The sequence below is a fragment of the Cupriavidus sp. 2SB genome, assembly GCF_005503625.1.
Taxonomy (GTDB): domain Bacteria; phylum Pseudomonadota; class Gammaproteobacteria; order Burkholderiales; family Burkholderiaceae; genus Cupriavidus.
On the sequence record NZ_SCMX01000022.1, the window covers coordinates 26937 to 53632 of the forward strand.

20 protein-coding genes and 2 pseudogenes are annotated in these 26696 nt (G+C 60.6%); 8 read left to right on the plus strand and 14 right to left on the minus strand.

The annotated features are described in order from the left end of the window. Window positions 1–31: 31 nt before the first annotated feature. On the plus strand, window positions 32–478 hold the full coding sequence (locus FFS21_RS12700) for a carboxymuconolactone decarboxylase family protein (RefSeq protein ID WP_137925200.1): 447 nt from the start codon (window positions 32–34) through the stop codon (window positions 476–478). 57 nt (window positions 479–535) lie between these two features. On the opposite strand, the gene FFS21_RS12705 is transcribed toward FFS21_RS12700, so the two are convergent. Next, entirely contained in the window at window positions 536–1435 is a 900-nt protein-coding gene (locus FFS21_RS12705; RefSeq protein WP_137925201.1) for a serine hydrolase domain-containing protein, read from the minus strand. A 341-nt stretch (window positions 1436–1776) separates the two neighbouring features. Here FFS21_RS12705 and FFS21_RS12710 point away from each other — a divergent pair, with 341 nt between their 5' ends. Both FFS21_RS12710 and FFS21_RS12715 read left to right on the plus strand, forming a co-directional pair. Further along, window positions 1777–3639: an McrB family protein gene (locus FFS21_RS12710; protein WP_137925202.1), complete on the plus strand. Its 1863-nt coding sequence runs from the start codon at window positions 1777–1779 to the stop codon at window positions 3637–3639. Next, window positions 3636–4913 carry an McrC family protein gene (locus FFS21_RS12715; RefSeq protein WP_137925203.1) on the plus strand — a complete coding sequence of 426 codons (1278 nt, stop codon included), beginning with the start codon at window positions 3636–3638 and terminating at the stop codon, window positions 4911–4913. The genes FFS21_RS12710 and FFS21_RS12715 overlap by 4 nt, the downstream gene beginning before the upstream one ends. Before the next feature lie 245 nt (window positions 4914–5158). On the opposite strand, the gene FFS21_RS12720 is transcribed toward FFS21_RS12715, so the two are convergent. From FFS21_RS12720 to FFS21_RS12735, 4 genes are all read right to left on the minus strand, one after another. After that, complete coding sequence (locus FFS21_RS12720) at window positions 5159–6352, minus strand: PepSY-associated TM helix domain-containing protein (protein WP_137925204.1); 1194 nt, start codon at window positions 6350–6352, stop codon at window positions 5159–5161. 11 nt (window positions 6353–6363) lie between these two features. Then, window positions 6364–8904 carry a TonB-dependent siderophore receptor gene (locus FFS21_RS12725; protein WP_137925205.1) on the minus strand — a complete coding sequence of 847 codons (2541 nt, stop codon included), beginning with the start codon at window positions 8902–8904 and terminating at the stop codon, window positions 6364–6366. An 80-nt stretch (window positions 8905–8984) separates the two neighbouring features. After that, window positions 8985–10037 (minus strand): FecR family protein, encoded by a 1053-nt coding sequence (locus FFS21_RS12730; RefSeq protein ID WP_137925206.1) that lies wholly within the window; start codon window positions 10035–10037, stop codon window positions 8985–8987. A 2-nt stretch (window positions 10038–10039) separates the two neighbouring features. Beyond that, window positions 10040–10576 carry a sigma-70 family RNA polymerase sigma factor gene (locus FFS21_RS12735; protein WP_137925207.1) on the minus strand — a complete coding sequence of 179 codons (537 nt, stop codon included), beginning with the start codon at window positions 10574–10576 and terminating at the stop codon, window positions 10040–10042. A 426-nt stretch (window positions 10577–11002) separates the two neighbouring features. Between FFS21_RS12735 and FFS21_RS12745 the strand changes: the two genes are divergently transcribed. Next, complete coding sequence (locus FFS21_RS12745; protein ID WP_137925252.1) at window positions 11003–12214, plus strand: MFS transporter; 1212 nt, start codon at window positions 11003–11005, stop codon at window positions 12212–12214. 69 nt (window positions 12215–12283) lie between these two features. Here the strand turns inward: FFS21_RS12745 and FFS21_RS12750 are convergent, their stop codons facing one another. Next, window positions 12284–13459: a hypothetical protein gene (locus FFS21_RS12750; protein ID WP_249359350.1), complete on the minus strand. Its 1176-nt coding sequence runs from the start codon at window positions 13457–13459 to the stop codon at window positions 12284–12286. 181 nt (window positions 13460–13640) lie between these two features. Between FFS21_RS12750 and FFS21_RS12755 the strand changes: the two genes are divergently transcribed. Further along, window positions 13641–14234: a hypothetical protein gene (locus FFS21_RS12755; RefSeq protein ID WP_137925208.1), complete on the plus strand. Its 594-nt coding sequence runs from the start codon at window positions 13641–13643 to the stop codon at window positions 14232–14234. Window positions 14235–14606: 372 nt separating this feature from the next. Here the strand turns inward: FFS21_RS12755 and FFS21_RS12760 are convergent, their stop codons facing one another. Further along, the gene (locus FFS21_RS12760; RefSeq protein WP_137925209.1) at window positions 14607–15800 is read right to left on the minus strand and encodes a DUF4382 domain-containing protein; all 1194 of its coding nucleotides are present in this window, start codon (window positions 15798–15800) and stop codon (window positions 14607–14609) included. A gap of 363 nt (window positions 15801–16163) precedes the next feature. On the opposite strand from FFS21_RS12760, the gene FFS21_RS12765 reads away from it, so the two are divergent. After that, a complete protein-coding gene (locus FFS21_RS12765) occupies window positions 16164–16445 on the plus strand; it encodes a DUF2502 domain-containing protein (RefSeq protein ID WP_137925210.1) in 282 nt (93 codons plus the stop codon). A gap of 96 nt (window positions 16446–16541) precedes the next feature. Here the strand turns inward: FFS21_RS12765 and FFS21_RS12770 are convergent, their stop codons facing one another. The 3 genes and pseudogenes from FFS21_RS12770 to FFS21_RS12780 form a co-directional block, all read right to left on the minus strand. Further along, the gene (locus FFS21_RS12770) at window positions 16542–17342 is read right to left on the minus strand and encodes a YecA/YgfB family protein (RefSeq protein ID WP_137925211.1); all 801 of its coding nucleotides are present in this window, start codon (window positions 17340–17342) and stop codon (window positions 16542–16544) included. A 205-nt stretch (window positions 17343–17547) separates the two neighbouring features. Continuing rightward, window positions 17548–18390, minus strand: coding sequence for a lysophospholipid acyltransferase family protein (locus FFS21_RS12775; RefSeq protein ID WP_137925254.1), 843 nt, complete (start codon window positions 18388–18390; stop codon window positions 17548–17550). A 331-nt stretch (window positions 18391–18721) separates the two neighbouring features. Then, window positions 18722–18910, minus strand: a pseudogene (locus FFS21_RS12780) (L-serine ammonia-lyase, iron-sulfur-dependent, subunit alpha); the annotation flags it as partial. A 273-nt stretch (window positions 18911–19183) separates the two neighbouring features. Between FFS21_RS12780 and FFS21_RS12785 the strand changes: the two are divergent. Further along, the gene (locus FFS21_RS12785) at window positions 19184–19999 is read left to right on the plus strand and encodes a LysR family transcriptional regulator (RefSeq protein ID WP_249359356.1); all 816 of its coding nucleotides are present in this window, start codon (window positions 19184–19186) and stop codon (window positions 19997–19999) included. Between the two features lie 428 nt (window positions 20000–20427). Here the strand turns inward: FFS21_RS12785 and FFS21_RS12790 are convergent, their stop codons facing one another. Continuing rightward, window positions 20428–21921: a DUF1254 domain-containing protein gene (locus FFS21_RS12790; RefSeq protein ID WP_137925213.1), complete on the minus strand. Its 1494-nt coding sequence runs from the start codon at window positions 21919–21921 to the stop codon at window positions 20428–20430. Between the two features lie 90 nt (window positions 21922–22011). Next, entirely contained in the window at window positions 22012–23442 is a 1431-nt protein-coding gene (locus tag FFS21_RS12795; RefSeq protein WP_137925214.1) for a DUF1254 domain-containing protein, read from the minus strand. A gap of 248 nt (window positions 23443–23690) precedes the next feature. Here FFS21_RS12795 and FFS21_RS12800 point away from each other — a divergent pair, with 248 nt between their 5' ends. Next, window positions 23691–24479 (plus strand): transporter, encoded by a 789-nt coding sequence (locus tag FFS21_RS12800; RefSeq protein WP_137925215.1) that lies wholly within the window; start codon window positions 23691–23693, stop codon window positions 24477–24479. 275 nt (window positions 24480–24754) lie between these two features. On the opposite strand, the gene FFS21_RS12805 is transcribed toward FFS21_RS12800, so the two are convergent. Both FFS21_RS12805 and chrA read right to left on the minus strand, forming a co-directional pair. Then, entirely contained in the window at window positions 24755–25969 is a 1215-nt protein-coding gene (locus FFS21_RS12805; RefSeq protein WP_137925216.1) for an MFS transporter, read from the minus strand. Window positions 25970–25980: 11 nt separating this feature from the next. Further along, window positions 25981–26694 (minus strand): annotated as a pseudogene (gene chrA, locus FFS21_RS12810) (chromate efflux transporter); the annotation flags it as partial. Window positions 26695–26696: the final 2 nt, after the last annotated feature.

Consider the following 26696-nt stretch of genomic DNA (forward strand, 5'->3'; position numbering starts at 1 on the left):
TTACGTCCCTCAACGACAGGAAAGGACCGAGATGACCCGCTTGAACTGGCAAGACATCGCACCTGACGGCGCGAAGGCACTATTTGGTATCCACCACTATGTAACCAGGAAGACGAACCTGCCGGAAGAACTTGTCCACCTTGTGTTTCTTCGCGTTTCGCAGATCAACGGCTGCGCCCACTGCATCGACATGCACAGCCGCGATCTTCGGAAAACCATGTCGATCGACAAGATCACGTTAATACCGGTCTGGGATGAGGTGCACCATCTGTTCTCCGACCAGGAACGCGCCGCGCTGGCCTGGGCAGAGGAAGTGACCCGCGTCAGCGAAACGCATGCCTCGGATGAAGCGTATGCCGCGGCCTCGGCGGCATTCACGCCCAAAGACCTCGTCGACTTAACGATCACGATCGCCGCAATGAATGCGTTCAACCGACTCGGTGCGCCGTTTCGGCTGCCTGTTGCCGCCGAGGCGTGAGCTGGCTTCGAGATGCACACGAGAAATGATGGATATTGGGCGGATCAACGTATCTCCTCAGCAAGTTGATTTCAGCGCCCGACGTATTTGCTCAACAACGAGGGCTTCGATATCCCCCTCGTTTGAACCCGGGGAGAAAACTGCGCAGCAGGCCGCGGCTTCACCAACGGCGCCACGGTAGACCGCCATCACGCTTCCGGGTCCACATCCGGTATGTCCGGTGAGGGTCAGGCCGCCATTAACAACGCCTCGCATAAGACCCAAGGCGTATCCTGGCGAAATCCAGGGGCGCCCGGCAATCGGGCCACCCAGGCCCCGGGTCTCCTGCATATCCCGAAGCAAGTTGGCGGGAAGAAGCTCTCCTGCGAGCAGACGATCCAGGAGAAGAGCGGCTTGTGAAATGGGCCCGATCAGCAATCCGTGATAGACCCAGGAAGGGTCGTATTTCAAGGAATTGCCGAGGTAATCCCGGTGGGGATCCGTGCGCTCCGTGGCAAAGCGGGCCGTCGAGATATCGAGAGGCGCCAAGACCTGCCGCCTGACGGCTTCGTCCAGCGGCAGGTCTGTCGCAGATTCGATGAGCCTTACTACGAGCATGTAGCCAACATTCGAGTAGCGCCAGCCAGCGCCGGGTGCGTATCGAAGCTGGTGGCCGTCAAGACGGCGCATCATCTCCGCCGGTGACCATGCGGCTTCATGGTTCGCAACGGCAGCGTGGTACTCGGGAAGCTCGCCATAGTCTGCTAGGCCGGCCTCGTGCCGCAGGAGTTGGCGCAAGGTGAACGCTTTCTCGGGAAGTAAAGCATCCAGATCGAGCAGCCGGTCACGCACCAGTGTCAGAGCTGTCGCGGCCAATACTGTTTTAGTAAAACTCCACCATGGTACGGCGGGTTCAAATTGCCCAGGAGACGGTAGTGATTGGCCGTTGGAGATAATAGAGATCAGCTTTGAGGACATCAATCGGATGTGGCGGGGTGGTACTAGACCGTAGAGTTGGCAAGATACTCCATTCACCGGTAGCGTAGTTTTCAATGAAAGCGCCAGCCTTTCACCTTGGGCTGGCGTGCGAAGCCACCAGTGGTGAATCTCCGCCCCTGCGTCCGGAAACGACCACATCATCGAGCGGTACAATTCCGGTGCAGAAATAGAACCGTTCTATAATCCAAGACTCGGCTTGGGTCAGTACTACCTAGCAGATCCGCTTCAGTCGCACTTAGTTTCAGCCTCGGTTAGTCACTCGCTCCCCGCAGATCCGTTTTTGCTACGGGGCTACTCGCTCGCATACTCCGGCCTCGCACATGCCCTCGAATCCCCCGCTTAATCAAATCCTCTATGGCCCGCCGGGCACCGGCAAGACCTATGAAACGATTAATGCTGCTCTTGAGATTCTGGCGCCCGAGTATCTGGCAGCGAACATTCGGAACCGCAAGGCGCTCAAAGCCCGCTTCGACACACTGAGCGACTCCGGGCATATTCGGTTCGTAACCTTCCACCAAAGCTTCAGCTACGAAGATTTCGTAGAGGGACTTCGGGCCACTACGGATGAGGACGAGACACTGAAATACGAGGTTGCGGACGGCGTCTTCAAGCTACTTTGCGAGTCCGCCGCCGTGCAGGTAACCGAGAAGGCCGCGGCGCCACTCGATCTCGCAGGCAGGACGGTGTGGAAGATGTCGCTCGGAAATACGCTCGGAAGCGATGCCGGGATCTTCGAAGAGTGCATAGCGAATGGTTACGCGCTACTTGGCTACGGCCAAACTATCGATTTCACCGGAGCCCGGACGCGCAAGGACATCTACGAACGGTTCCAGGCGGCGGGAAGTACCCTTTCCAGCGACGACTATGCAGTAACCGCCGTCACTACCTTCGTCCTCAAGATGAAGGTCGGCGATTTGATCGTTGTCACCGACGGCAACATGAAATTCCGGGCGATCGGGCAATTCACTGGCGAGTACAAGACGCTGAACCGCGACGCGCAGGGCGACGACTACGGACAATGTCGCACGGTGAAGTGGCTTCGCATCTATAAGCCCTCGCTACCCTTCGACCAACTGACGGCGAAGCAGTTTTCCCAAATGACCGTGTACCAGCTATACCCAGGCTCCTTGAATATCGAGAAGCTGGCGACGCTCCTGAACACTAAGTCCGGTCAGCGTAAGCCATTCCAGGAGGGCGAGTCATTCGGCAGCGGCTACGTGATAACGAAGGCCAGCCAAGACGTTCTGGAACTCCGAAAGCCAAAAGGAAATCAACTCGACATCGGCATGCGTATGCTTGGAACGCTTGCCGAACATGTTCGCCGAGGCCAACTAACTATCGAAGATATCAAAGAGAAGCGAGTCTTCGACAAGCTTCCCGATACCACGCTCGAGCCGTTTATTGTCAACGGCTACAACAATATTCTCCCTGCGCTTGTGCAGCGGATGGTCGACGGCGAAGCAGCACCGGTGGATCCGCTCGATCAGGCGGCCACTCGCGACGCGAGAGTGTTGATCATTGATGAGATCAATCGAGGCAACGTCTCTCGGGTATTCGGAGACCTCATCACCCTGATCGAACCTTCGAAGCGGTCAGGGAATGACGAGGCGTTGGAGGTGACCCTTCCATATTCGAAGAATCGTTTCAGCGTCCCCGCAAATCTCCATATCATCGGGACAATGAATACGGCCGATCGATCGCTTGCATCATTGGACCTGGCGCTACGCCGCCGATTCAATTTCCGCGAGATGCCACCTCGCCCAGAACTTTTGGTAGAAGTCGATGTGGCCGGTGTCAGCGTCGCATCGATCTTGAGTGTAATCAACGCCCGTATCGAGATTCTGTTGGATCGGGATCATTGCATCGGCCATGCGTACTTCATGCCCCTGGTCGACACTCCGACACTTCGTGAACTTGGAGCCATTTTCCGAACGTGCATCCTGCCACTGCTGCAGGAGTACTTCTTCGAAGATTGGCAGCGCATCCAATGGGTCCTCAACGATCATCGGAAGTCCGTGGCAACTCACCGATTCATCGACAAACCAGTGAGCAAGGTATCCGAACTATTTGGTGACGACGTTTCTTTCGGCGACCAGAACCAGCGATGGATCATCAACGAAGACGCGTTTTTCGTCCGTGAAGCCTATGTCGGCTTGATCGGTGACACCGGCTCGGAATCGTGACCCAGCACATTACGGTCCGCGAGTATGCAAGGCTCACGACCGATCCAGTCCCGAACCCGTCACTCGACCGCGCCCAAGTCTCAGCTACGGCGTTCGACTGGCTCTGTCGACTCAATTCAGGGATGAGCGCGGCCGGCGCATCGTTGGTTCAGATCGATGACCGCCGCTGGCTCCGCCTAGACAACTACGTAGGAGTGCTAGAAACACCTTGCGGAACAGTGCTGGAAATTCTCCCTAAACATGAGGAGAGCGCCGACACACTCCCCGGCAGCCGGGCACTGCTGCAACGAATGATTACCGCGGCCCTTGACCTACCCGTGCGGGAAGGTAGCGAAACGGCACTAGAGCGCTTCGACGCACCCCTAAGCGAATGGGTCATCGCCCAATTCCTGGCCGCCCTAGACCGTCTCGTCAAGCGCGGCGTCCGGTCAGACTACGTGCGCGTCGAAGACTCCGAACGCTTCTTGAGAGGCCAACTCAACGTCTCACAACAAGTCCGACAATCGCCCGGGAAGCAGCACGTTTTCCAGATTCTCCACGATGTCTTCATCCACGACCGCGCCGAGAATCGCCTACTCAGGCTAGCCGTCGAGCTCGCATGCCGCACCACCAAGAGCCCCACGAGTTGGCGCCTAGCCCAAGAGTTGCGAAGCCTCTTTCAAGAGGTCCCGCCAAGTCGCAACGCCGCACAAGACTTCCAACGCTGGCGTACGGATCGGTTGATGGCTCACTACCAAACATTGAAGCCTTGGTGCGAACTAGTGCTATCGCAGCAGATGCCACTCTCGACCACCGGCGGATGGCTTGGCATCAGCCTTCTCTTTCCGATGGAAAAGCTCTTCGAGCGCTACGTGGAGACGATGCTTACGAAGCAACTCGCTGAAGGCGCTCGGTTAAGTGCCCAAGTCCGCAGCCAATATCTATGCGTTCACGAAGGGCATGGCATGTTCCAACTTCGGCCCGACTTCGTTATTACCCAGGGTGAGAAGCGATGGGTGCTGGACACGAAGTGGAAACTGGTGAACGGTGAGAGGAAAGCCAATAAATATGGGCTCAGTCAGGCTGACTTTTATCAGCTGTTCGCGTATAGTCATAAGTACTTGGGCGGCAGTGGCGAGCTTTTTCTGATCTATCCGCGGCGACGAGCTTTCTTAAAACCACTACCCGAGTTTCAAATGGGGCCAGAACTGAAGCTTTCGGTGATTCCGTTTGATCTCGAGAAGGGGCGATTGATTGGTCAGGAAGGAATTTCTCCGATTTTTGCACAGCACTGAGAGCGCTTGTGGGCCTCGCTCGACCGGGTCAATCTGATGATTTTCGTCAGACACCTCCGAGCAGGTGCGCTCGTTCCTTTCGGGGGGGTGGACGGTAGCTCTCCGATTCGCGCCCACTGTGGCCCAGGTAAGTCCATGGACGTTCGGGCGTTTTCACACACCCTCGACCCAAAGCGGACGGCCACCCCCGGAGGCGAACTTGAAGCGGGTTGTGTTGCGGCTACATGCCGATGGCCCGTGGCCACCTACGACCGAAGGCGATTCGTCCTGCGCGCTCTACGCTTGCGCATCCAGATCACGAGGCCGGTCGCGCTGAGCGCCGCCACAAGGATTCCCATGATCGACATCAGCACGCGTCCCGGCATGCCCAGTAGACGACCAGAGTGAAGTGGCAACTGCGCCTGCATGAAAATGTCGCCCGCAGTGCCTTGCCCCGGCACCTTCTCGCCGAGGATCGCACCGGTATTCCCGTCCAGATAGAGGACCTCGTTCCCCATGCCGTCGTCATCCCGGTCGTCTTCCGGTGTGAAGAACGCCACGCCGTAGATGCTGAAGCGTTGAGCATAGAAGATGGACCCCGCAGGACGGGTCCAGCCGCGGCGGCGACCTTCGGCCTCGGCTGCCGCGATGGCCTGCTCGCGGCTCAGTATCGGCTCGGCAATTTCCCGCTCGCGACTGCCTTGGCGCACCTGGAATGGCGAGGGCGTCAACGGAGAGAAAACCGACACGAGCGGTCGCATGACTTGCGTTCCCAGATTCAGCGAGACCGAGGTCACCGCCAGCATCAGCAGCAGACCCCACACCCAGACGCCGCCGGAGCGGTGGATATCGAAATTGAGTTTGAATCCGCCCTGGCGCAATCGGAAGGTCAGCGATTTACGCCAGGCGCGCGCGCTGGGAAACGAGACATATAGCGCCAGGAAGCAGTCCACAATCCAGACAGCGGACACCACGCCCATCAGCCACACGCCAATATCGATACCCCAGCCCTTGGGAAAGTGCATGGTGTAGTGCAGCTTGTAGAGGAAGGGCAGCAGGTTCTCGCGCGATAGCGATATCTGGCCCCATTGACGCCGCCCCTGCACGTGGCCGCTGGCCGGGTCCACCGCCACCTGGTTAAAGCCAAGGGCGTATGGCGCGCCGGTGGCGGGGTCAATGCGCGCGGCAACACCCAGCATGGCCGTATGACCGGGCTCCAGCTTCAGCGGCAGGAAGCTGACCCGCAGTCGCGGCTCCTCCGCCTCGATGCGGCGCGCCAGCTCAAGAGGCGGAAGCGGGCTTTCCGTCGCACCGGAGGTGGCCTGGAACAGCCGGGGATTCACCCACTCGTCGAGTTCATGGTCCCAGGCGATCACCGCGCCGGTCAGGCCGGCGATAAACAGGAAACCGGCGATGAAGAGGCCACACCAGCGGTGCAGCACCACCAGCGCGCCACGCATGCGGCCCCGCATCAGAACTGGTAGCGCGCGGACAGCATTGCATTGCGCGGCTCGCCATAGACGTTGCTCGGGAAACTGACGCTGCCGGACAGCGCGTTGTAGTACCGCCTGTTAAAGAGGTTATTGATGTTGAGTTGCAAGTCCAGCTTCGGTATCGGCTGCCATCCCACTACCAGATCGACCAGTGTGTAGGCGCCCTGGGCGATGCGGAATGGCACACCGCTCGTGGTGCCCTGGTTGTAAATGGAGTCCTGCCCGTAGATCGAACCACCAATGCGCCAGCCCTGCAATGGGCCGCGCAGCCGGTACATGGTGGACAGCTTGAACAGGTGCCGTGGCGTGTCGGTGTCGAAGATCGCGCCCACGTTGCTGGCTGTGGCGTCCTTGCGATAGCGCGCAATCGCCACGGTGTAGCCAGCCCCCACCTGCCAGTTGGGCGTGATGGCGCCTTGCACTTCGAACTCCACACCCTGGCTGCGCACCTCGCCGGCGGCCGAGTAGCACACTACGGTCGGGTAGCTGGCGCACTGGGTCTGATCGGCGCTGCGGAAGGCACGGTTGTTCTGGTCGATGCGGAAGACTGCAGCCGAGGCATTCAGCGCACCTTCGAAATACTCGCCCTTGATACCGATTTCGTAGTTCTTGCCCACCACCGGGTCCAGCAGCTTGTTGCTGGCATCCAGATAATTCTGGGGCTTGAAGATATCGGTGTAGCTGGCGTAAAGCGAGTGGTGGGCGTCAAGGTCGAAGACCAGTCCCGCATATTTCGTCAGTTGGTTGTTGACGCTGTATCGGTTGTGCGCACTGACGGATGGCGTGTTGGCGTTGAAGTTCGGATAAGTGTTGACGGTGTCGTTGTAGTCGAACCAGTCCAGCCGTCCGCCCAGAATCAGTTTCAGGCGATCGGCCAGATTCAGGCGCGTGGTGGCATAAAGGCTTTGCTGGCTGATCCTTGCGTCCATCCAGTCCCGTAACGGAATGTTCGGATCCGCGACGGCACTCGGATTGAAGTTGTAGAGGTTGAGGTTGCTGTTGAGCACCAGGCCCTGGCGGCTATTGCCGTTGAAATCGACGTTACGGTAGCTGGCGCCCAGTACCAGCTCGTGCTTGCGGCCCAGCAGTTCGAAGGGGCCATTTGCATACACATCCGCGCTGCTTTGCTTCTCCCGGTGTGCATTGCGCGCACCCAACTGGCTGTAATTGCCGGTGGCGTAGCTGTAGCTGAGGTAATGGCCCTCCATGTCGACATCGGCCTGCGCATAGTAGGCCGAGAGGTGCATGCGCCAGCCGTTGTCGAATCGGTGGTCGAGTCCGATGAAACCAGAGTTCGTGGTCTTGTTCCAGTACTCCCAGTCATTGGCGTAGGAGGTGGATCGCGGAAGTCCGAGATCGCTGCCGTCGCGCGCCACGGGCAGACCGGTGAAGCCGTTGCCGTGCAGTCGGCTTTCCTGATGCAGTCCGCTCAACGTGAGCGTGGTGGCGGGCCCAAGATCTTTCTCCAGGATGCCGTAGAACGTCTGGCCGTTGCTGTTTTCGCCGCGCTTGTAGCTACCGTAGTCCTGTGCCGCGATCACCGCGCGACCGCGCAGGGTGCCGTCCTCCGACAGCGGGCCCGAGGCATCCACCTCCGCGCGATAGCGGTCCCAGCTTCCAGCCTTCACACCGACGGACACCTGCGGCACCTTGGTCGGCCGCTTGCGCACAAGATTGATGGCCGCCGATGGGTTGCCCGCGCCCTGCACGAGGCCGGTGGCGCCACGTACGATCTCCACACGGTCGTAGATCGCCATGTCGGTGGCCAGCAGGTCTTGCGACAGGTTGGAACTGTCCAGGCCCACGGGCAGGCCGTCGTACATGATGTTGTCCACATACAGGCCGCGTGAATAGAAGGACGCGCGCTCTGGCCCGAAACGCCGGAAGGTCAGACCCGGAGCCGTCTGCACCACGTCGTTGACCGTTGCCAGGCCCTGATCCTGTATGCGTTGATTCGTGATGACGGTGACCGCCTGCGGCGTCTCGCGCAGCGCCAGCTCAAGCTTTGTGGCCGTGCTGACCGGCCCGGAGTCGGTGTAGGAGCCGGTGCCCTCGGTAGTACCGCTCATGCCTCCAGCCTGCACGACGACTTCGGGCAGCGTTGCGCCATGAGCCGCATCGCCGGTGCTTGCCACCTTGCGCAGTACGTAGCCCGCCGATGTCGGTACGGCGGTGTAGCCGCTGCCGCGCAACAGGTGCTCGAATCCCTCTTCGCGACCATAGCTGCCGTGCAGCGCCGGCGCCTGCATGCCGTGCAACTGTCCGGCGTCCATCACGATCGATACGCCGGATTGCTGCGCGAAGCGGTTCAGCGATGTTGCCAGCGGCCCGGCGGGAATGTCATACCGCGTGGCCTGCGCTGCGGTCTGTGCGCTCGCGGGGGCCGGCGTGGCAAGCCAGAGCGCGGCGGCAAAGCTCAGGTGGGCCGCCACGGCTAGCGGGGTCAGCCGCATATGGCGGCGTGCAACGGTCAGGGCTGGGCGCCGGAAGCGGGCGTTGCGGTGCGGTGTTGCGGACATGCTTGCGGTTCCTCGATTCGTGATCTCTCATGGCCTTGACGCATGAAGATCCGAATGCGGAACCGGTTCGAAGAAAAAGTTTATCGGACCGATGCGGCGGGCATGTCGATGTACACGAGGTAGGGCGTCAGTGTCCGGATGCGCAGGGCCGGGTAGTTGATTGCCAGTAGCTGCAGCGCGCGGTCCGTATCGTCCAGCGGCAGGACGGCATTGACGCGGATACCGGTTACTGCGCCGCGGTCGAAGTACAGCCCGCCCCGTCGATTACGCGCCAGTTCGTCGAGCACATCGGCCAGCGGGCGGTCATTGACCACAAGCTGATGATGCCGCCAGGCATCGTCAAGACTGCGCGCATCGATGGACTCCACCGGACCGATGCCATCCGGCGTGATCCGCACGCGCTCGCCCGCCTGTACGGCGGTCCCTTCGCGCTCCCCGGTCTGACGCTGGCGTGGCGTTTGGGCCAGGACTCTGGATTCGATGACGTCGAGTACCGTGGCGTCAGCCTCGCGATCCACGACGAACCGGGTGCCTAGCGCCCGCATGTTGCCGTCGGCGGTCTCCACCACGAACGGACGGGCGGCATCCTTGGCCACGTCCACCAGTATTTCGCCTTGTACGAGTTCCACGACCCGGCGCGCCGCGTCGTAGCGCAGGTTGACGGCGCTCCCGCTGCGCAGCGTGATGCGGCTGCCGTCGATCAGCGTGTGCGTCTTCCATTCGCCAGAAGCGGTGCGGATATCGGCAAGCAGGTAGGCGGGCGGCCAAGCATGAAAGCCCAGCCACGCGGGCATGACGACGAGACAGGCAAAGACCAGCGCCATGCCGGCGCGCTTGAGCCGCTGCTGACGGCGCACGCCGGCACCCGCGGCGTCAAGCGCCGAGCGCGCTGGCCGTCCAGAGCCCGCTGTGCTGTTGCGCACGCCGCGAACTTTCCCGAGCAGGTGCTCGAAACTTGCTGCGGCCGCCGCGTGACGAGGATCGGCGCGCTTCCATCTCTCGAAATCCGCACGCGCCTGTTCACGTTCGTTGGGGTCGTCGGATGAAAGCGCGACGATCCATTCCGCAGCTTGCTCCAGCAGCAGGTCTTCGGATGATGCGGGGGTGCGTTCGGCAGTCGAGCGATGCGGCATGTTCACAGTGGGTGATCCGCCAGGGCAGCGCATCGGGCCCGGCAATGCAGCAGCGCCTGCACGAGATACTTCCGCACCATGCGTTCGGAAACGCCCATGTCTACGGCGATGTCTGCCTGTGTCTGATCATCGAGATAGTGACGCAGGAACGCTTCCCGCACGCGCGCCGGCGCGCCTTCGAGCGCATCGGCAATCTGGGCCAGGGCCTCGACGGCCATCGCGATCTCTTCAGGGGAGGGGTAGCCGGGCAGCGTATCGGCAATGAGCGCGATCTCGGCCAGATAAGCTTGCTCCACCAATTGACGGCGCGACCGATCGATCAGGAGACGCTTGGCAATGGTGGTCAGGTAAGCACGCGGCTGGTCAATGCCAAGCAATGCATCGCGCGAGCTGATAATCCGCACGAAAGTGTCTTGCGCCACGTCAGCGGCATGGTGCGCGCACCCCAGCTTGCCCTGCAGCCAGCGATGGAGCCATCCATGGTGGCCGCTGTAGAGAGCCTCGAGTTCTTGACGCTGCGCGAGATCGGACGAAGACACGTTTGGCCTGCTACGCCCGGATAAGTAGAGTGCGGGGCGCGTTTAGTAAATGAGAATGGTTCGCATTGTAATGCAACTTGGGCGCGCGGCCCAGCGCCGGAACTATTGGAAGCAGATGCCGGCGGCTTCGTCAGGCGAGCACATCATGGTTGGCGCCGTCTAGGTTGGAAATGCCAGTTCCATTCGTCCACACGAAACGCTGGGATTCGAGCATGTTGGCTTGATGCGGTAGTGGGTACGAAGTTTGGCAAGTGGCTGGCCCTGGTTTTCATGCAGTTCAAGGTCGATCATTGCCGTGATTCGGATGGAGTGAGCAAGCAGTAATTCCCCATCGCTACACATTTCCTTCCCCTAGAATTATCCGTGTCTGCGCTGGCTTGCGATGCCATTCGCGTCGGGAGCCAGCGCCGCATGCATTTTCAGAACATGATTCCCCCATCGAATACCGCCTCGAGATCGCGGACGTCGCGTCTCAACCCCGTACTGGCGATAGCCACGGCCCAATTGTTTGGCACATCCTTGTGGTTCAGCGCCAATAGCGCTGCCGATGACCTCGCCAGGGCATGGGGGCTGACCGCCGCGAATATTGGCATGCTCACGGCAGCCGTCCAGGGTGGTTTCATCCTTGGCACGCTTGTGTTTGCACTGTTCGGTCTGGCTGACAGGTTCTCCGCGAGTCGTATTTTTTGTATTTCGGCGTTGCTGGGCGCCGCCTTCAATGCCTGGTTTGCCTGCTTGTCCGGGGACTTCACGGCGGCAATCGGACTTCGGTTCGCCGTGGGTCTTTGTCTTGCCGGCATTTACCCGATCGGGATGAAACTGATGATTGGGTGGGCCCCCGAGAGAGCAGGCGCCGCGCTCGCGTTGCTGGTAGGCATGCTGACCCTGGGAACCGCCTTGCCGCACGGGTTGCGCATTGTCGCGGCGCAATGGCCGTGGCAACTCGTGATGGCGGGATCGTCTGTGCTGGCGTGCATTGCAGCCGGTATGGTCATCTACCTGGGCAATGGCCCGCACTTGCCGGCGCGCCGTGCTGACGGACCGAATCCAGGAAATCCGTTGCAAGCCTTTCGAGCCCGCCAGTTTCGCGCTGTTGCCGTGGGCTACTTCGGGCATATGTGGGAGCTCTACGCGTTCTGGACGATGGTACCCATGCTCATCGCGCGCACGTCGCTTCCTGCCCAGTTTGGGGGGCAGGGCGTTTCCGCACTTGCGTTTGCCGTGATCGGTATCGGCGCCTTCGGGTGCGTCTTCGGTGGATGGCTGACGCGTTGGGTGGGAAGTGCCAACGTCGCGCTGACCGCGCTGGTCATTTCCGGTGTGTGTTGCCTGCTACTGCCAGTGGCCGCCGATACGCTGTCGCCTGGTTGGCTGCTGCTGTTCTTCCTGGTGTGGGGCGCCGCAGTCGTGGCCGACTCTCCACAGTTTTCGGCGCTCGCGGCCAAGGCATGCCCGCCGGCATTGATCGGTGGCGCGCTGGCGATCCAGAACTCGATCGGATTTGCGCTGACTGTGGGGTCTATCGCGCTGGTCTCCACACTGCTGGGCGATCTCGGTATGAAGATCTCCTGGCTTCTCCTGCCGGGGCCGATCGTCGGTGTGTTGGGCTTTCTCTGGCTTCGTCGTAGCGCTCGCTGAAACACTTTGACCGAGCGATCCCCACCAACTGCAACATGCCGCCATTGCGCTCCCCGCCGTCCCCCGGTGTTAGCGGAGCGCCGGACCCGAGTCGATATCCGGAAAGTGATATAGATGCCTGTTACTTGCCGGTTCGCCGATCCGGATTCCCGCGGGTTGGAACAGGGCGCGACGGCGGTAATTTTCGCTATCGGACTTCGCCGCTGTCTTTGCAAGAGAGACTGCGTCGGCATACGTCATGGGTTCTTTCTCTTTTTCGATTCGAAGTCGCTTAGTCGCTTCGTCAATGCGCACGCTAAAACGGCCGAGGTTGTAGAGCAAGTACATGGCAAAGAGGTTGTCAAAATCGCGATACTCACCTTGCTCTCTTCGGAAATCGAGTGATAACACCGACGGAAAGCGGTCGGGAAGATTTTTGAAGGCAACTTTTAGATCTTCACGCGGTTCAATATATTCCGATGCTTCGAATTTCTTGTATAGAACCACATCCATCTTGTATTGACGCAGATTCCACTGCTCCATCAATTTCAGGGCCATTTCGGTAGGGACATTTGCTGTCGCCGCCGCAACGACGCGCCGACCACGGAGTAGCTGAGGATCGTTGACCTTGAGACGTTCATAGCCTGCGCCGAACTTGAACGCTGCGCCAATAACCTTTGCACAGTTCAGTCTCAGATAGTCGTACTTGACCTCGCCGTGGTGATACTCCGCGTTATTCGCGTGCCGGTGATAGTCGCCGTTGATACGCGAGAAGTATGAAACCAACGCTTTTTTCTCGGAGGATGGCATGCCGAAGACCCGTATGCCGATGACCGAGCGCTTATAAACTTCGCCGTAGTCGAGGCCAAAGACCGCAAGAGCATCCAGCGATGAAGTCGTCTTGAACAAATACTCCATCTTGGGAACACCGACCACCAATTCCTTAGTGTAGAAGCGACCTTCATGTTCAGGTGCACGGTCGGCGTAGAAATTTGCGGAATACACCGTTTCGTCGGCTGCTCCATCGCTGCGTACCGCCAGTGCAATATGCCCGGCCGAGCCGCCCTTGGATGTCCCGAAGCTAATCAGAAGTTCGAGGTCGTAAGGATCTCGACGCAGAAATTCGGCCAGTTCCAGAATGTTGTCCGGCTCAGGGCCTTCCGTGGTTCCGAACTCGGCCGCCAGGCTGCTTTCGACAACGAGAGCGAGCACCAGGAGCGATAACTCGGCTACCCACTTTCTCAAATGTGGAAATGATTGATGCATAAACAAATTCCTGGGATGCAATGTGATTTCCCCTGTTACAGCATAGTCGGGCGAGAAAGTGATGCAAGATCGTGCGAGGGCGGATCTGGTAGGTCTAAAGGCCATTAGTGAACCAGAGATGAAAGCCTAGAATCCAGATCGGATCGGTCTGACCTTCACCGATGTCCAAAGGAGTACCGTGATGAAGAAGATGTTTCTACTTTCCATTTTCAGTGCTCTTGGGCTGTCGACCGCCGTGCTGGCGCAGGCACAGCCTGACGTAAAAACGGATGTGACTCGATCGCCGGGTCAGGCGACGGCGACGGGGATGGTAACCGCGACAGCCGTTATCACCGCCATCGATGCAGCGAATCGCAAACTGTCCCTCAAGACACCACAGGGAAAGACCGTCGAGATGACCGTCGGCCCCGAGGCCCGCAACTTCGAACAATTGAAGTTGGGAGACAAAGTGACGGTGTCTTATCGGGAGGCGCTGACAGTCAGCCTGAAGAAGGGGAGCGGCGCGGCTTCCATGAAGGAAAAGGAGATTTCCGAACGCTCACAGCCCGGCGAGCGCCCGGGCGGAACGGTGGGGCGCGAGGTTACCGTTGTATCGCAGGTCGTCGCCGTAAATCGTGAGGCGCAGACCATAACGGTCAAAGGCCCACGGGGCAATCTTGTCGATTTGAAGGTGAGCGATCCGGATCATATGACAACCGTAAAGAAGGGCGATCGGGTCCAGGCGGTCTACACCGAAGCGGTGGCGGTCTCGGTCGCGCCCGCCTCAGAAAATTAGACGGCTCGCCAAGGCTTGCGGGCGTTGCAGCGGTGTTTCGCCCGCCTTGGACCCATCGGCCGAGGAAGTCATTCGATTGCGCGAAGCGTTGGCCGAGCAGGTACGGTCACTCAAAGCGTTGAAGGCGATGACGGCCAGTTATGGCTGCTCGTGTTACGAATGGTTGCACTGAGGCAGTCGCTTCTCGTTTGCACTCGCAATTGGGTAGAGGAAAGGCCGGCCTGTATCGCCGGCCTTAGTACGTTGAAGCGGGCCGGATCAGCAGTTGGCTTTCTTCGCTTGGCCCGGCGGACAGAAGTTGTTGCCCGGCCCGCCCTGGGGACGGGCCGCAGGACCGGAGTTAGGAAGGCTGACGCCCCTCTTCACACTGGGTTAGAAATTAAAGTTCACGCCGCTCTGGCCGCCGCCGGAAACGTTCGCTGCACTGGTCTGCGTCGCACCGGACGCGCTCGTCGCCTGCACCGAATACTGTCCGGCAACCGATGCGGCCGTCAGGGCGATTGGCAGTGTCGGGCTGTATGTGCCGATCATTGGCGCCGCGGCCGGTAACGTCAGCGAATACGCGCCAGTATCAAGGTTGGCGTTCGCCGAGGCAATTTCGTACGACACCGAGTTAATAGTCTGCAGCGCGCGTACCGACGCCTGTGCCGATGCCGTGGCCGTGCCGGACACAGTGTTGGTGACGGACGTTGGCAGTGTGATGGGGGCGCCCGAGGTCGATACCGTGGTCGTCGCGCTCGCCGTAACTGGCACATTCCGGATAATGCCGGTTGCATGGCCGGACGGCAGCTTATTGTCGACAACCACTATGTCATAGGTGCCGTTGGTGCTGCTTTGGATAAGCGGCGTCAGGACGAACTGCCCATTGCCATCGGCTACTGTGCCGCGAATGACCTGGCCATTCTGCTCTGCGTAGACCGTGGCGCCAGCCTGTGCGGCAGGCACGAATCCGGAGATCGTGCCGCTCACGGTCAACGGCGTGGCGGTGACTACCGGCTTCAGGCTGTATGAGCCATTGCCCTGCTGGACAATCGACTTGCAAGCATTGAAGTCAAGAATCAGGTCGACCAGCGTGTTCGCAGGCACCGTAAACGGCTGAATGATCTTGTACCCGCTCTGGGTGGCGCTCGGCGTGGCCAGAGGCACCTCGTTCGTCGTGCCCGAGACGACCAGGGAGTTGGCCAGGGAATTGCCTTGGTTCGCGTTCAGCACCAGGCGCACCTGTTGGTACTGGCCAGCGGGTAAGGGTGCGCGGCCAATGTCGAACAACACGCCGTTGGTAAGAGAGAGCAGGTCCACCTTTTGCGGCGCGGGCAGCGTGATGTCCGTCCAGCCACTGTCGTTGTCCCCGGCATTGCTGCTGCTGTTCACCCGCACCTTGTTGACCGTGACATAGACGTGATCAAAACCGCAGGACGGGGCATCGGTCATTGCCACATGCAGGGTGCCATTAGTCGGTGCGTTGTCGCTGCTGCTTCCGTCACCGCCACCGCACGCAACCACGATAAAGGGCACCGGCAAAACGGCGAATATTTTCTTTAGATTAAGCTGGCTTCTCGTTATCATTTTTTTGACCCTCCTCAGGGCTCGATGGAGCCTGCAGCATAGGGGAAGCGCGTTCGCGGCAACGGGGCGGCATTGCAACGATCTGTAACAGGAATGAAACAGCCGTATTCGCCGTTAAGCTGGCTCCGAAGTTCGAGCGCCTGAGTTTGGACGCGGGATATCTCGAGAAAAATTGTCCCGAATATCAAAGCGCGATACGCGCGAAACCCGAAGAGAACGCGAACGTGCCAGTTGTAACGTCGCATGGAGTTGCCCCCCGCCCACAATGGCGAGCTCCGGTTTGGGCATTGCCATTGACGCCCGATATGCAACCCAAGGTAGTATCGATGGTTTCCTTCTTTCTCCCCACAACAAGGAGCTTCCGTGAAGAAATCTGTCGTTGCGATTATGCTCGCATGCAGCGGTTGGGCCGCGAGCGCGGCTGATGTCAATGTCTTCGTTGGAAATACGAGCATCCACGCGCCCGGTGTCAGCATCACCTTTGGCAGCCGAGATAGCAGGGGCTACTACTGGGATGGCGGGGAGTATCGCGATCCGGATTACTGGCGCAAGCACAACGGCCCCAAAGGCGAGAAGTACTACACCGGCCGCGGCAAGGGAAATGGCGGTTGCCCACCGGGGCAGGCCAAGAAGGCGAAATGCTAGTTGCCTTCTGAAGGGCCGGAGGGGCCCCGGGTAATCAGGCAGACGTCGCGCCGACCTGCCACGTGCAACTGACCACTGCAAGACAGCGGCTTGCCCTTATCCTCCGTGGCACTTCTTGAACTTCTTGCCGCTGCCGCAAGGGCACGGGTCGTTGCGGCCGGGCTGGTCGCCTGTCACCACGGCCTCCACGCGCGGGCCCAGGCTCTTCCAGATCTGGCGCAAGTCGTAGACCGCCCAGATCGCCTCGCCAAAGGTTTCCAGGCGCGCTCGGCTCGTGCTGGGCGGGCCATCTTCGCTGTACATGCGGACTTCGGGCTCGCCGGTGTCGTCCTCGGTCAGGGCGACGATGCTTTCGAGCGCGTCGTCCAGCCACTGGGCTACCTCCTTGTCGCGCGGGGCGGCCCATTCCTCGGGCCAGTTCTCCACCACGAACATGAAGCCCAGCGCCCACACTTGGCCAAACGACGGAATTTCCCGCCCATCCATCTCAGGGCGCTCTTCCTGGGGCAGGCTCAAGACGGCGCCGCGGATGTCCATTGCCTCAGGATAGAAGGTTTGGTCATCCTCCAGTGTCTCCACGGGCTGGTCGAGCTGGTGCTCCACCTCATTCCATCGGCGCTGCCACAGCGCCATGAAGCGGGTCTGCTGGGCCGCGTCGTGGAACGCGGGCAGCAACGGCAGCGGGCTGCCCTCGGGCACGTCGAGCACAGCACCGTCTCCCAGCAGCATGGGCAGGTAGTCGGAAGCGGGGATGCGGCGGCGCGTGCAGACCAGGGCCGTAAGAAAGCCGTCGCAGAATTCCCATTGTGGGATTTCCTCAGCGCGCTGGCGCAGGTCGTCCAGCAGATCGTCGAGCTCCTGGAATTCGTCGGGCGTAAGAGCGGTGGCTTCGGTCATGGGGTGGGTTCTCGCGGTGCTGGGTGGAGATGCGCTGGACGCATCGCCGCGAAGTATAGCGCCGGTCGTGCGCCGGTCGTGCGCCGGTCGTGCGCCGCACTTCCGCAAGCGGCCGAAAACAGGCAACGATGCCGATGCCGATGCCGATGCCGATGCTTCCTGCAATGATGGTGCGCGAACCTATCCGGTCGGTAGCGCGGCGCGCTTACTCGGCTGGCCGAGGCGGCGCGCCTGGAGGCGCCTTGTAGCGGTTGTAGCTCCAGAGGTACTGTTCGGGAAAACGGCGAATCAACGTTTCCATCGCGTCATTGAGGACAGCAGCTTGGGCGGTTGGTTTTTCCGGCATCTCGCCGGGCAGCCGCGTCAGGTGCAGGCGCCATCCGCGCCCGCTTGGCAGGCGCTCGCCCGACGCGAGGATCACGGCTGCTTTAGTCTGTGCCGCCAGCTTTCCCGGCAGCGTCATGGTGAACGCCTGTCGGCCAAAGAAAGGAACCCACACGCCCTCGCCAAGGCTCGGTGCCTGATCGGGTAGCAAGCCCACGGCACCGCCTTCACGCAGCGTCCGTAGAAAGGCGCGCACGCCTTGCGACGAGGCTGCCACAGCAGTCAACTCGGAGGTGGAGCGAGCGCTGTCCATCAGCGTTCGCAGATATTCCTTGCTGGGCGTGCGGAACATCACGGTGAGCGGCATCCGCTTGGCAACATATCGCGCCGTAATCTCGAAGCTGCCCAGGTGTGGTGTGAGGAACAAGATGCCCTTGCCCTCGGCGCGGGCGGTATCAATGACGTCCCAGTCGTCGCAGATGACGCGCGTGATGCTGTCGTCACTACGAAACCAGATGCGACAGGTTTCGAGGATCATGGCGCCGGCCTCTCCGGCCGAGTGGCGCGCAAAACTCGCATCCGGATAGCCAGCTTGCGCGGCATTCTCCTGGAGGCGCTGCCGATATCGCCCGGGCAACATGTAGACAAGACGGCCTAGCGCACGACCGATGGCGTGCAACACGGGCAGGGGCAGCACTGCCAGCCCGCGGCAAAGTGTTGGCAGCCAATGAGAGCGAGTTTGGGATTCCAAGACCAAAAGCGAAAACGGGTTGACTCTTGCGAGTACGTGATGGTGTTTCTACCGCAACCGTCCCCGCAGATAAAGTGCTACGTTGGAAAAGACTGTTGCGCGGCATGGACGGTGAGCATGCCAAGAATATGGCGCTAAAGGCGACGTACGTGGCCGTACGCTTGACCGCGTGTCATCCCCTCAGCGGGGATCATTTCAACACGAGCAGGCTTCGGTGTTTTGCAGTTTTGAACGGAGATTTCGTTTCTGCATTCTGCGGTTACGGCGTCGGCGGCAGCTATTGCGACACATCACATGTCCGGTGTCAGCATTCGATGACGTTGACCGCCAAACCGCCTCTCGCGGTTTCCTTGTACTTGGTCTTCATATCGGCACCGGTTTCGCGCATCGTCTTGATGACCTTGTCCAGGCTGACGTGATGACTGCCGTCACCATGAAGCGCGATCCGAGCGGCACCAATCGCCTTGATCGCGCCGATGGCATTTCTTTCGATGCCGAGCCATTCGCGCCGGCACGGTTTTCCACTACGACGGTCGTGCCCAGATGCCGCGCCACGTAATCGCCCCAGATGCGCGCGAGGCCATCCGCACCGCCGCCCGGGGGAAGCGGCACCACCAGCCGTATCGGCTTGGCCGGAAAGTTGTCCTGAGCGAATGCGACAAAGGGCAGACAAGTGGCGGCCGCAGCACTGCCGCACGCGAGGGCCAGGAAAAAATGCTTCATCTTGATGGAGACGGGCAGCGTCACCAAGACCGCGGAAAGGCTGGTGCGCACGCAGCCGGGCGTGAGTCGGGATCTCGCCCGACTACGGGAGGAGTTGGCTGACCCGCTGTTTGTCAGGGTGCGAGGAACACTGGAGCCCACTGAACTTGCTCGCAATCTACGCGGCACGGTCAGGCAGGCACTAGAAGCCGTCGACCAGGCGCTGGAGGAGGGTGGGGGGTTTCGTCCGTCAGAGTCAACGCAGGTATTCAAGATCGGCACGACGAGTGCCGTCGAACTCCTGCTGGCCCCGTTGCTGCATAGGTTCCTGGAATCCGCGGCGCCTAATGCAGGTGCCTATTTTTTCCCGGCGTACGGGGATGTCACGCCCGTCGAGGATCTCGAAACCGGTGCTATCGACATTGCAATCGGTCGCTTTGACCATCAGGCGCGCAACATCACGTTCTTTCCACTGTTCGAAGAGCGGCGCGTATGTCTTGTGCGGCGCGATCATCCGCTTGGCGACAAGCGGCTTGAACTGGCCGATCTCGCAGACATGCGCTTTATCAGCACGATCAACATGCTTGGACGCGACAACGATGTCGACAACATGCTCAAGGAGCATGGGCTGTCGAAGCGCAAATTTCCGATGTACGTGTCGACGTTGTCCTTGGCGCCGTTCGCCATGCAAGGCAGCAACGCGGCAATAACGCTGCCGGTGCGTGTAGCGCGAATCCTGGCAGACCAGTTCGACCTGAACATGCTGGAATTGCCCGAAGAGTTACCAAATCGCATGTATTCGATTGCATGGCATTCACGTTGGGACACGTCGCTGTCACACCGGTGGTTCCGCGATGCTGTCATATCCATGCTCAGGTAGCGCGGCGGCGAGGCACTCAAAGGTCTCCGATCGACCCATCTGAGACGCTCAGATTTGAGCTGCGGGCGACTGAAGCTAGTAGTTCAACGGTCATCCCATCGCCTAAAATCGCTACACCCGCCGCTCGATGCATTCGAGCCCCCGCACATCAGGAATCACAAAGCGAGAGTAGGTGCGCGGATCCAACCGTCTTTCTCCAGTTGCTTGAGCTCCCGGTCACCATCGGGCGAGATCGGCCCAAGAATGCGGGGCCAGACATTCGATTCGGCCGACGCCGATACCACGTCGCTGTCGCTTCGCACCAGCTATGCGCTGGCCAATGTGCAGAATCGATTCTCAGGGCGGCCGTAGGAGGCCGCCACAAGCTCTGGCGCGGTTGAGGCGCAGACCGACCGCCTCGGGGAGCCTTCGCGTGCCCGCACCTGCGCCTACGTGCCAACCAATTCAAAGTCCGGCATCTTGAACGTCTTGTTGTTCATGGCGTCGGTAGCGCCATAGAAGCGCATGGTCGGCATGGGGCGCTTGCCCTCGCTCGGTAGCCAGTTGGACTCCAAGCCCCCCGGTGCCCGGGGTCCAACGTAGATGGTCACGCTGCCATCGGGGTTCTTCCTCATCTTGTCCAGATCATAGGAGGACAGGGTGGTGCGGTTGGAATCGCTGTAGATGAAGGCGAACGTGGCGTGGTCGTAGACGGTGAGCGCCCAGAACTGCTTGACCGGCATGTCGCGCGGCACGTCCACCTTGTACAGCTTGCCGGGCTCGAGCCGTTTGCCGTCCTTGTCGGCCAGGGCGACCATATAGTGCGTGGCAGGGGCTACGCCCAGTTCCTTGGGCATATAGGTGCACCAGAAGTACTCAGCGGCACGCTCTATCAGGTCTATCCGATCGTCGTAGGTGAAGGTGAAGCGACGGTTGGCATCGGTTTGCAGTAACGACACATAGTGCCGATCCGGCCAGTAGACGCGCTTCACCATTTCAGTGTCGAACCACTGCTGCAGGAAGAACCAGGCGTCGATCGCTGCCTGACGCATCGCCCGTTTCGCGGTGTCGTCGGGTGTGAACGGCTTGCCCTTCTCGATTCCGAGGGATTTCAGCATCCCCATCATCACCTTGTCCTGCTCCTTCACCGGCTCCACGCTCAGGATCTCGTGCATGTCCGCGAAATGCCGCTCGTCATAGAACGGCAGCGTCGGATACCGCTGGTTGGCCGGGTCGACAAAGCGCTGGCGCGGCGGGCTGGCAGCTTCGGAGAGGTAGTACATGCGCAGCCGTTGCGCATAGTGGTAGGCGTCCTCCACGGACTTGCCGGGCGCGCGTACCGAACGAAAAGCGAGGGCGATCCGGTAGTTTGGTGACGCCACGTGGATATGGCCCTTTGGGATCGGATCCTTGTAGCCCGGTGGCGTGAACAGGTACTTGCCACCTTTGCCCTTGTCCATGCCGGATGGTCCCACGTCGGCAATCGTAAACTGCCACGCGTCCACCACCTGTCCGTAGACGCTGCCATCGGGTCCGGCCTTCGGTACCTCCAGCACGACCGGGCCCTTGCGCAGGTCGGTGTAGGCGGCGATGTAGGGCGTCGAGCTATTGGCGGTGATGGCCTCGAGCCGTGGCGTTGCCGGTGCGGAGTACGCAATGATGTCGTTGTCCTGCATCCCGAGGTCCGCGAACGCTGCGCGACGGAACGCGAAAATCGCAATCGCCGGCATGTTCCAGAGCACGGCCTCGAAGGCGCGGTGGTATTTGATCTGGTAATCGAAGTCTTTGACGGACGGCGCGCTTCCCGGTGGAGGCTGGCCACCCAGAGGCTCGCGACTTCCCTGCGCGGGGGCAGCGCCCGCAGGCTGGGCGTCCGCCGGTGCGCCCGTCGTGGCGGCAAGGGCACCGCCCGCGGTGGAAACCAGGAATTGACGTCGATCCATCGCAATGCTCCCTAACGTTCATCACGTTTCGGTCGTCAGAAGGCGGCGCCGTCGGCACGGCCGGATTGCCGCCAAAAGTCATGTCTTGCGTTACTTGCTGACACGCTCCATCTGCGGAAGCTTCCAGGCGCCTGAGATGATCGCGTCCTTCGGCTGGTAGATACGCAGCATTGCGTAGAAGCCCCCGCTCGGCGATGGCAGCCAGTTGACGCTCTCGGCCGGTCGTCGCGGCGACACGGTCACCGAGAAGCTGCCGTCAGCATTCTTGTGGATGTCCTGTGTATCGCTGCCAAACTTGTATCGGCTGATGGGGTTGTCGATCAGCATCTTGGTCTTGGCGTCGTAGATCGTCAGCGACCAGAACGCGTTGTTGGGTGGCTCACCCGAGAACCGCACCACATAGTCGTTCGCCCCATCCAGTGGCTGGCCCGCCTGGTCCGTGTAGCGGATCGGGTACACCGCTTCCTTCTCGCCCTGTCCGCCAAGGTAGGGCCCGGCCACCACAGCGCGCAAGGGATAGTCGTATCCGAAACTGTCCAGCCCTCGCACGTAATTCCAGCCCTGGCGCACTTCCGATGCCTGGGCGACGGCCGATACCGCAATCAGCGGCGCATCGTTGATCGCGCGCATCAGGCCCTTGCGCTGGCTCTCATTGAGCTTGGTCGGGTCGAATCCCTTTGCCGTGAGGCCGATCCGCGCGAACTGCTCTGCGAGCGCCTTGTCCTCGATGCGAATCGGGTTGTCCTTCAGCGCCGCGCCCAGGTGCTTGTAGAACCCAAGGGGATCAGTTCCGATATCCGGCAGTGGCGCGAGCGAGGCGGCAGGTGCCTTCCAGTCCTTCTTGCCCACCGCCGACAGCGGGCGGAGGTCGAACGTATCCTGCAGGGCGTGCAGCTTCTTCATATCCTCGCCAGGGGAGACACGCATACGGCCCCACAGCCATACCTTGCTGGTCTTGATGTCCAGCCGTTTGACACCCGCCGGCAACTTTCCTTTCCAGCCCGGGCCGACAAGGGCAAAGCGGCCGGCCTTGGTGCCCGTCACGCGGCGGCCGATGTAGTGTTCCAGTTCCTGCCACATGTTGAAGGTGTCCACCACGTAATAGCGTCCGCCGGTGTCCGGAACCGAGAGGATGTAGGGCTCGCGAGACAGGTCCACCACCGCGCTCAGATACGTGGTGTCGTTGTTCGCGGTTGGCATGTCCAGCGCCGACGGCGTGGCCAGGTCCCGCGCCCAGCCGATCTGGTTCAGCGGGGCTCGATAGCTGGTGGAAGGCTTCGGATTGGGCACGTCGATGTATTCCCGTGCCACGCGCTCCATTCTGACTAGCGGATAACCCCAGACGTAGGCCGACAGGCCAAGTTGATACGCATCGAACTCATTCCCCTTCGCGACGTTCTCCGGCGTTCCGGCTGTTTCCAGCAACGGGTCAGGCCAATCCTTTGCCTGACTTGCCGGGATCACACTGCAAAGAACTGCTGCCGCCAGACTCATGGTGATGCGCTTCGAGAGGCTTGTCATCGGGGTGCTCCGTTAGTCAGCAGGGCAATATCGGCTCATGCCCAATCTGACCTAGTATGCCGAGCCAGTGCCCGGAAAAGCTGCCCCCTTCGCATTTCTCGCAAAGTTTCAAAACAGTTCAGAAATCTTTCATTTCGCGGATGGCCTCGCCATAGGCACCATGGCCACCATTCGGTGAAATCCGGTCAGTCAGATTCCCGGTGTTCAAGGAGCTACCCATGTGTCGTCGAGGGAGAGCAGTCAGATCCATGTTAAGGATCGCCATGCCGCTGTTCGGCGCAACCGTAGCGTCAGCCCACGCGGAAGATTCGGCCGATCTGGCAAAAAAGTTGAGCAATCCCGTCGCAGCATTGATCAGCGTCCCGTTTCAGTTCAACTACGATCGCGGAATCGGGCCGGCCCATGATGGGGATCGACTGACGATGAACTTTCAGCCAGTCGTTCCCATTTCGCTCAATCAGGACTGGAACCTGATATCGCGAACGATCTTGCCCTTTACCTATCAGTCATCGGTCACGCCTGGCTCGGGATCGCAGACCGGACTGGGAGATACGGTGCAGAGCCTGTTTTTCTCACCGAAAGTGCCCACGGCGGGCGGCTTGATCTGGGGAGTGGGGCCGGCAATGCTATTGCCCACGGGTACCGAAAACCAGCTCAGCAGTCGCAAGTGGGGTCTGGGCCCAACCGCAGTGGGCCTCGTTCAACATGGCCCGTGGACCTACGGGATGCTCGGGAACCATATCTGGTCAGTTGCGGGCGACAACGGCAGGCCAGCGGTAAGCAGTACCTTCCTACAGCCATTCCTTGCTTATACGACGCCCACCGCGTGGACGTACACGATCAATACCGAGTCCACCTATGACTGGAAACAGTCGCAATGGAGCGTGCCGGTTCATGCGGGTGTCAGCAAGCTTGTAAAGATCAGGGATCAGCCGGTCAGTTTCGGATTGTTCGCGACATACTGGGCGGATTCGCCTGTCAGTGGGGCACATGGATGGGGCGGTCGCGCCGTGGTGACATTGTTGTTTCCGAAATAACGCCTGGCGCTTTGATGCGGGTATGAAATGCTCCGATCCTGCGGCGTTTGAAGATCGGAAAGAAGACTGGCTGGTAACCGCAGGATGTCGTAGGTACAATCGCCCACCTCGCATAGAGGAGGGTACCTGCAACGGGATAAACCAGACCGGCAGTAGCCGACCCGTTGCAGTCCCCTCAGCATTGCAGTGCCACCGACAGATTAGGCCGGTGAACGGTCATGTAGAGTCGCCGCCCCGGCCACCGGAGGTTTGCGATGGGTTGCATCTTAGTTTCGTCAGTTCAACGTTTTGGTCTGCCTGAACGCCGCCAGGATGGCCAGGTCATAGCCGATCTTCAGCAAGCCGCAGGCCAGCAGAGGGGCTCCGGTCCAGCCTATTGCCATGAGGCCACCGGCAAGCATCGGGCCGATCGCTGCGGCCAGGCTGCGCGGTACTGCGGTGAGACTTGCTGCCGCACTGCGCTCGGCGGGGGTGACGACTGCCATCACGAACGCCGTACGCGTTGGCACATCCATCTGGGACAGTGCGCTGCGCGCCAGCAGCAACAGTAGCGTCAGGGACAACGACGGTGCGAACGCCGCCGCAATCAGGAACATGCTGGATGGAATATGCGTGAACACCATGGTGTTCAATAGTCCGATCTTCCGGGCGAGCGGGACGGCGGCGAGTTGGGACGCGGTTGTCAGCAGTCCCGCCCAGAAGAAGAATTGTCCTGCTGCACCGGAAGTCATGCCGAAACGCTGCATTAGCCAAAGCGAGAGCAAGGCATTGACGACCAGGCCGCCTGCGAATGCATCCACGCTAAACAGCATTGCCAGCCGCACGACTATGCAGCGCGATGGACCTAACGGTGCTGGTGGCGACATTGATTGCGGATGTGGATCGGGCAACCTCGCATAGAGTGCCCACAGTGCGATGCCCGACAGCGTGTAGACGGCGAACATCAGACGCATGGCGTCAAGAGACGATACGCCGGCATGCATGGACATCCAGCCCGGAATGGCTGCGGCCAACGCCCCGAACGCTGCGGACAGGGAACCCGCAAGACCGTAGCGTGCAAACAGTGCCGTGCGTGAATCGGGTGTCGCCGCCTCAGCCAGTCGTGATTGTTCCAACGGCAGGAACACGCTCACATCGCCCGAGCTTGGGTTCAGTGTGCCGACGAATGCGACGATCAACAGTGGCCATAGCGATGTCAAGCCCGCAAAGGCCGCACCCGTGGCCGCCATCAGGACGGCGGCCAACATCAGCAGGCGTCGCTGTGCAAAGCGATGGCCGACAAATCCGACGAGGATGGTGGCGAGTGCGGAGCCGATCAGCGTGGCACTGCTGATCGCTCCCACCGCGAACTCGTCGAAGCCGAGGGCCAGCAGGTATGCGGGCAGGAGCACGGCAATGAAGCCATCGCAGAAGCCACGCAACGAGCGTCCGGCAAGAAGCGGCAGGACGGTTGCGTCGACACCGGACGGCACGATGAGACGGGCAAGCATGGTGTGCCGTATCAATGGTGCAGCAATGGATAGACCACCAGACCAATTAATGCAGCGCCAGCAACAATCATCGGCTCTGACAGCTTCTTGAACTTGAGCAGCAGTGCAACTGTGGCGAGCGCCAGCAACGCAGTCGGGATATCGACGATCGAACGCTTCGCCAGAACGATCACCGCCCCGGTGATGGCGCCGATCGCCGCTGCGGTCACGCCATCGACGAACGCCAGGATCGCAGGCAGCTTGCCGTATTTCTTGAAATACGGCGCAGGGAGAACGGTGAACAGGTAGCAAGGCAGAAACGTTGCGGCAGCCGCGACGCAAGCGCCGGGGAAGCCCGCCACGAGGTAGCCGATGAAGCCCACCGTGATGACAACTGGGCCGGGTGTGATCATCGCGACGGCTACGGCATCGACAAACTGCTTGTCGTTCAGCCAGTGATGCTCGGTCACCACGCCACCGTACAGGAATGGCACGATGGCAAGTCCGGAACCGAACACGAACGCACCTGCCTTGGCAAAGAACACGGCGATCTGCGACAGAAGCGGTCAGTCCACGGTGCTCATCATGCCGCCCGCCGCCAGCGGGGTAGCCGCTATCGCATTCAGTCTGCCTTGCCGCAGCCATTTGGGCGGCGCGCGGCAGAACCATACCAGCACGCCGGCCGCGAGGAACAGCCACGCAACCTCCGATTCGGTGATCACTGTCACGGCGACGAGCACGAGATAGT

Bases quoted from the DNA above. Each gene is read 5' to 3' on its own strand.
- FFS21_RS12795 (WP_137925214.1), bottom strand. From the start codon at position 23,442: ATGACAAGCCTCTCGAAGCGCATCACCATGAGTCTGGCGGCAGCAGTT.
- FFS21_RS12760 (WP_137925209.1), bottom strand. From the start codon at position 15,800: ATGATAACGAGAAGCCAGCTTAATCTAAAGAAAATATTCGCCGTTTTG.
- FFS21_RS12745 (WP_137925252.1), top strand. From the start codon at position 11,003: ATGATTCCCCCATCGAATACCGCCTCGAGATCGCGGACGTCGCGTCTC.
- FFS21_RS12770 (WP_137925211.1), bottom strand. From the start codon at position 17,342: ATGACCGAAGCCACCGCTCTTACGCCCGACGAATTCCAGGAGCTCGAC.
- FFS21_RS12705 (WP_137925201.1), bottom strand. From the start codon at position 1,435: ATGTCCTCAAAGCTGATCTCTATTATCTCCAACGGCCAATCACTACCG.
- FFS21_RS12805 (WP_137925216.1), bottom strand. From the start codon at position 25,969: ATGCTTGCCCGTCTCATCGTGCCGTCCGGTGTCGACGCAACCGTCCTG.
- FFS21_RS12750 (WP_249359350.1), bottom strand. From the start codon at position 13,459: ATGCATCAATCATTTCCACATTTGAGAAAGTGGGTAGCCGAGTTATCG.
- FFS21_RS12710 (WP_137925202.1), top strand. From the start codon at position 1,777: ATGCCCTCGAATCCCCCGCTTAATCAAATCCTCTATGGCCCGCCGGGC.
- FFS21_RS12700 (WP_137925200.1), top strand. From the start codon at position 32: ATGACCCGCTTGAACTGGCAAGACATCGCACCTGACGGCGCGAAGGCA.
- FFS21_RS12755 (WP_137925208.1), top strand. From the start codon at position 13,641: ATGAAGAAGATGTTTCTACTTTCCATTTTCAGTGCTCTTGGGCTGTCG.
- FFS21_RS12800 (WP_137925215.1), top strand. From the start codon at position 23,691: ATGTTAAGGATCGCCATGCCGCTGTTCGGCGCAACCGTAGCGTCAGCC.
- FFS21_RS12725 (WP_137925205.1), bottom strand. From the start codon at position 8,904: ATGTCCGCAACACCGCACCGCAACGCCCGCTTCCGGCGCCCAGCCCTG.
- FFS21_RS12720 (WP_137925204.1), bottom strand. From the start codon at position 6,352: ATGCGTGGCGCGCTGGTGGTGCTGCACCGCTGGTGTGGCCTCTTCATC.
- FFS21_RS12790 (WP_137925213.1), bottom strand. From the start codon at position 21,921: ATGGATCGACGTCAATTCCTGGTTTCCACCGCGGGCGGTGCCCTTGCC.
- FFS21_RS12730 (WP_137925206.1), bottom strand. From the start codon at position 10,037: ATGCCGCATCGCTCGACTGCCGAACGCACCCCCGCATCATCCGAAGAC.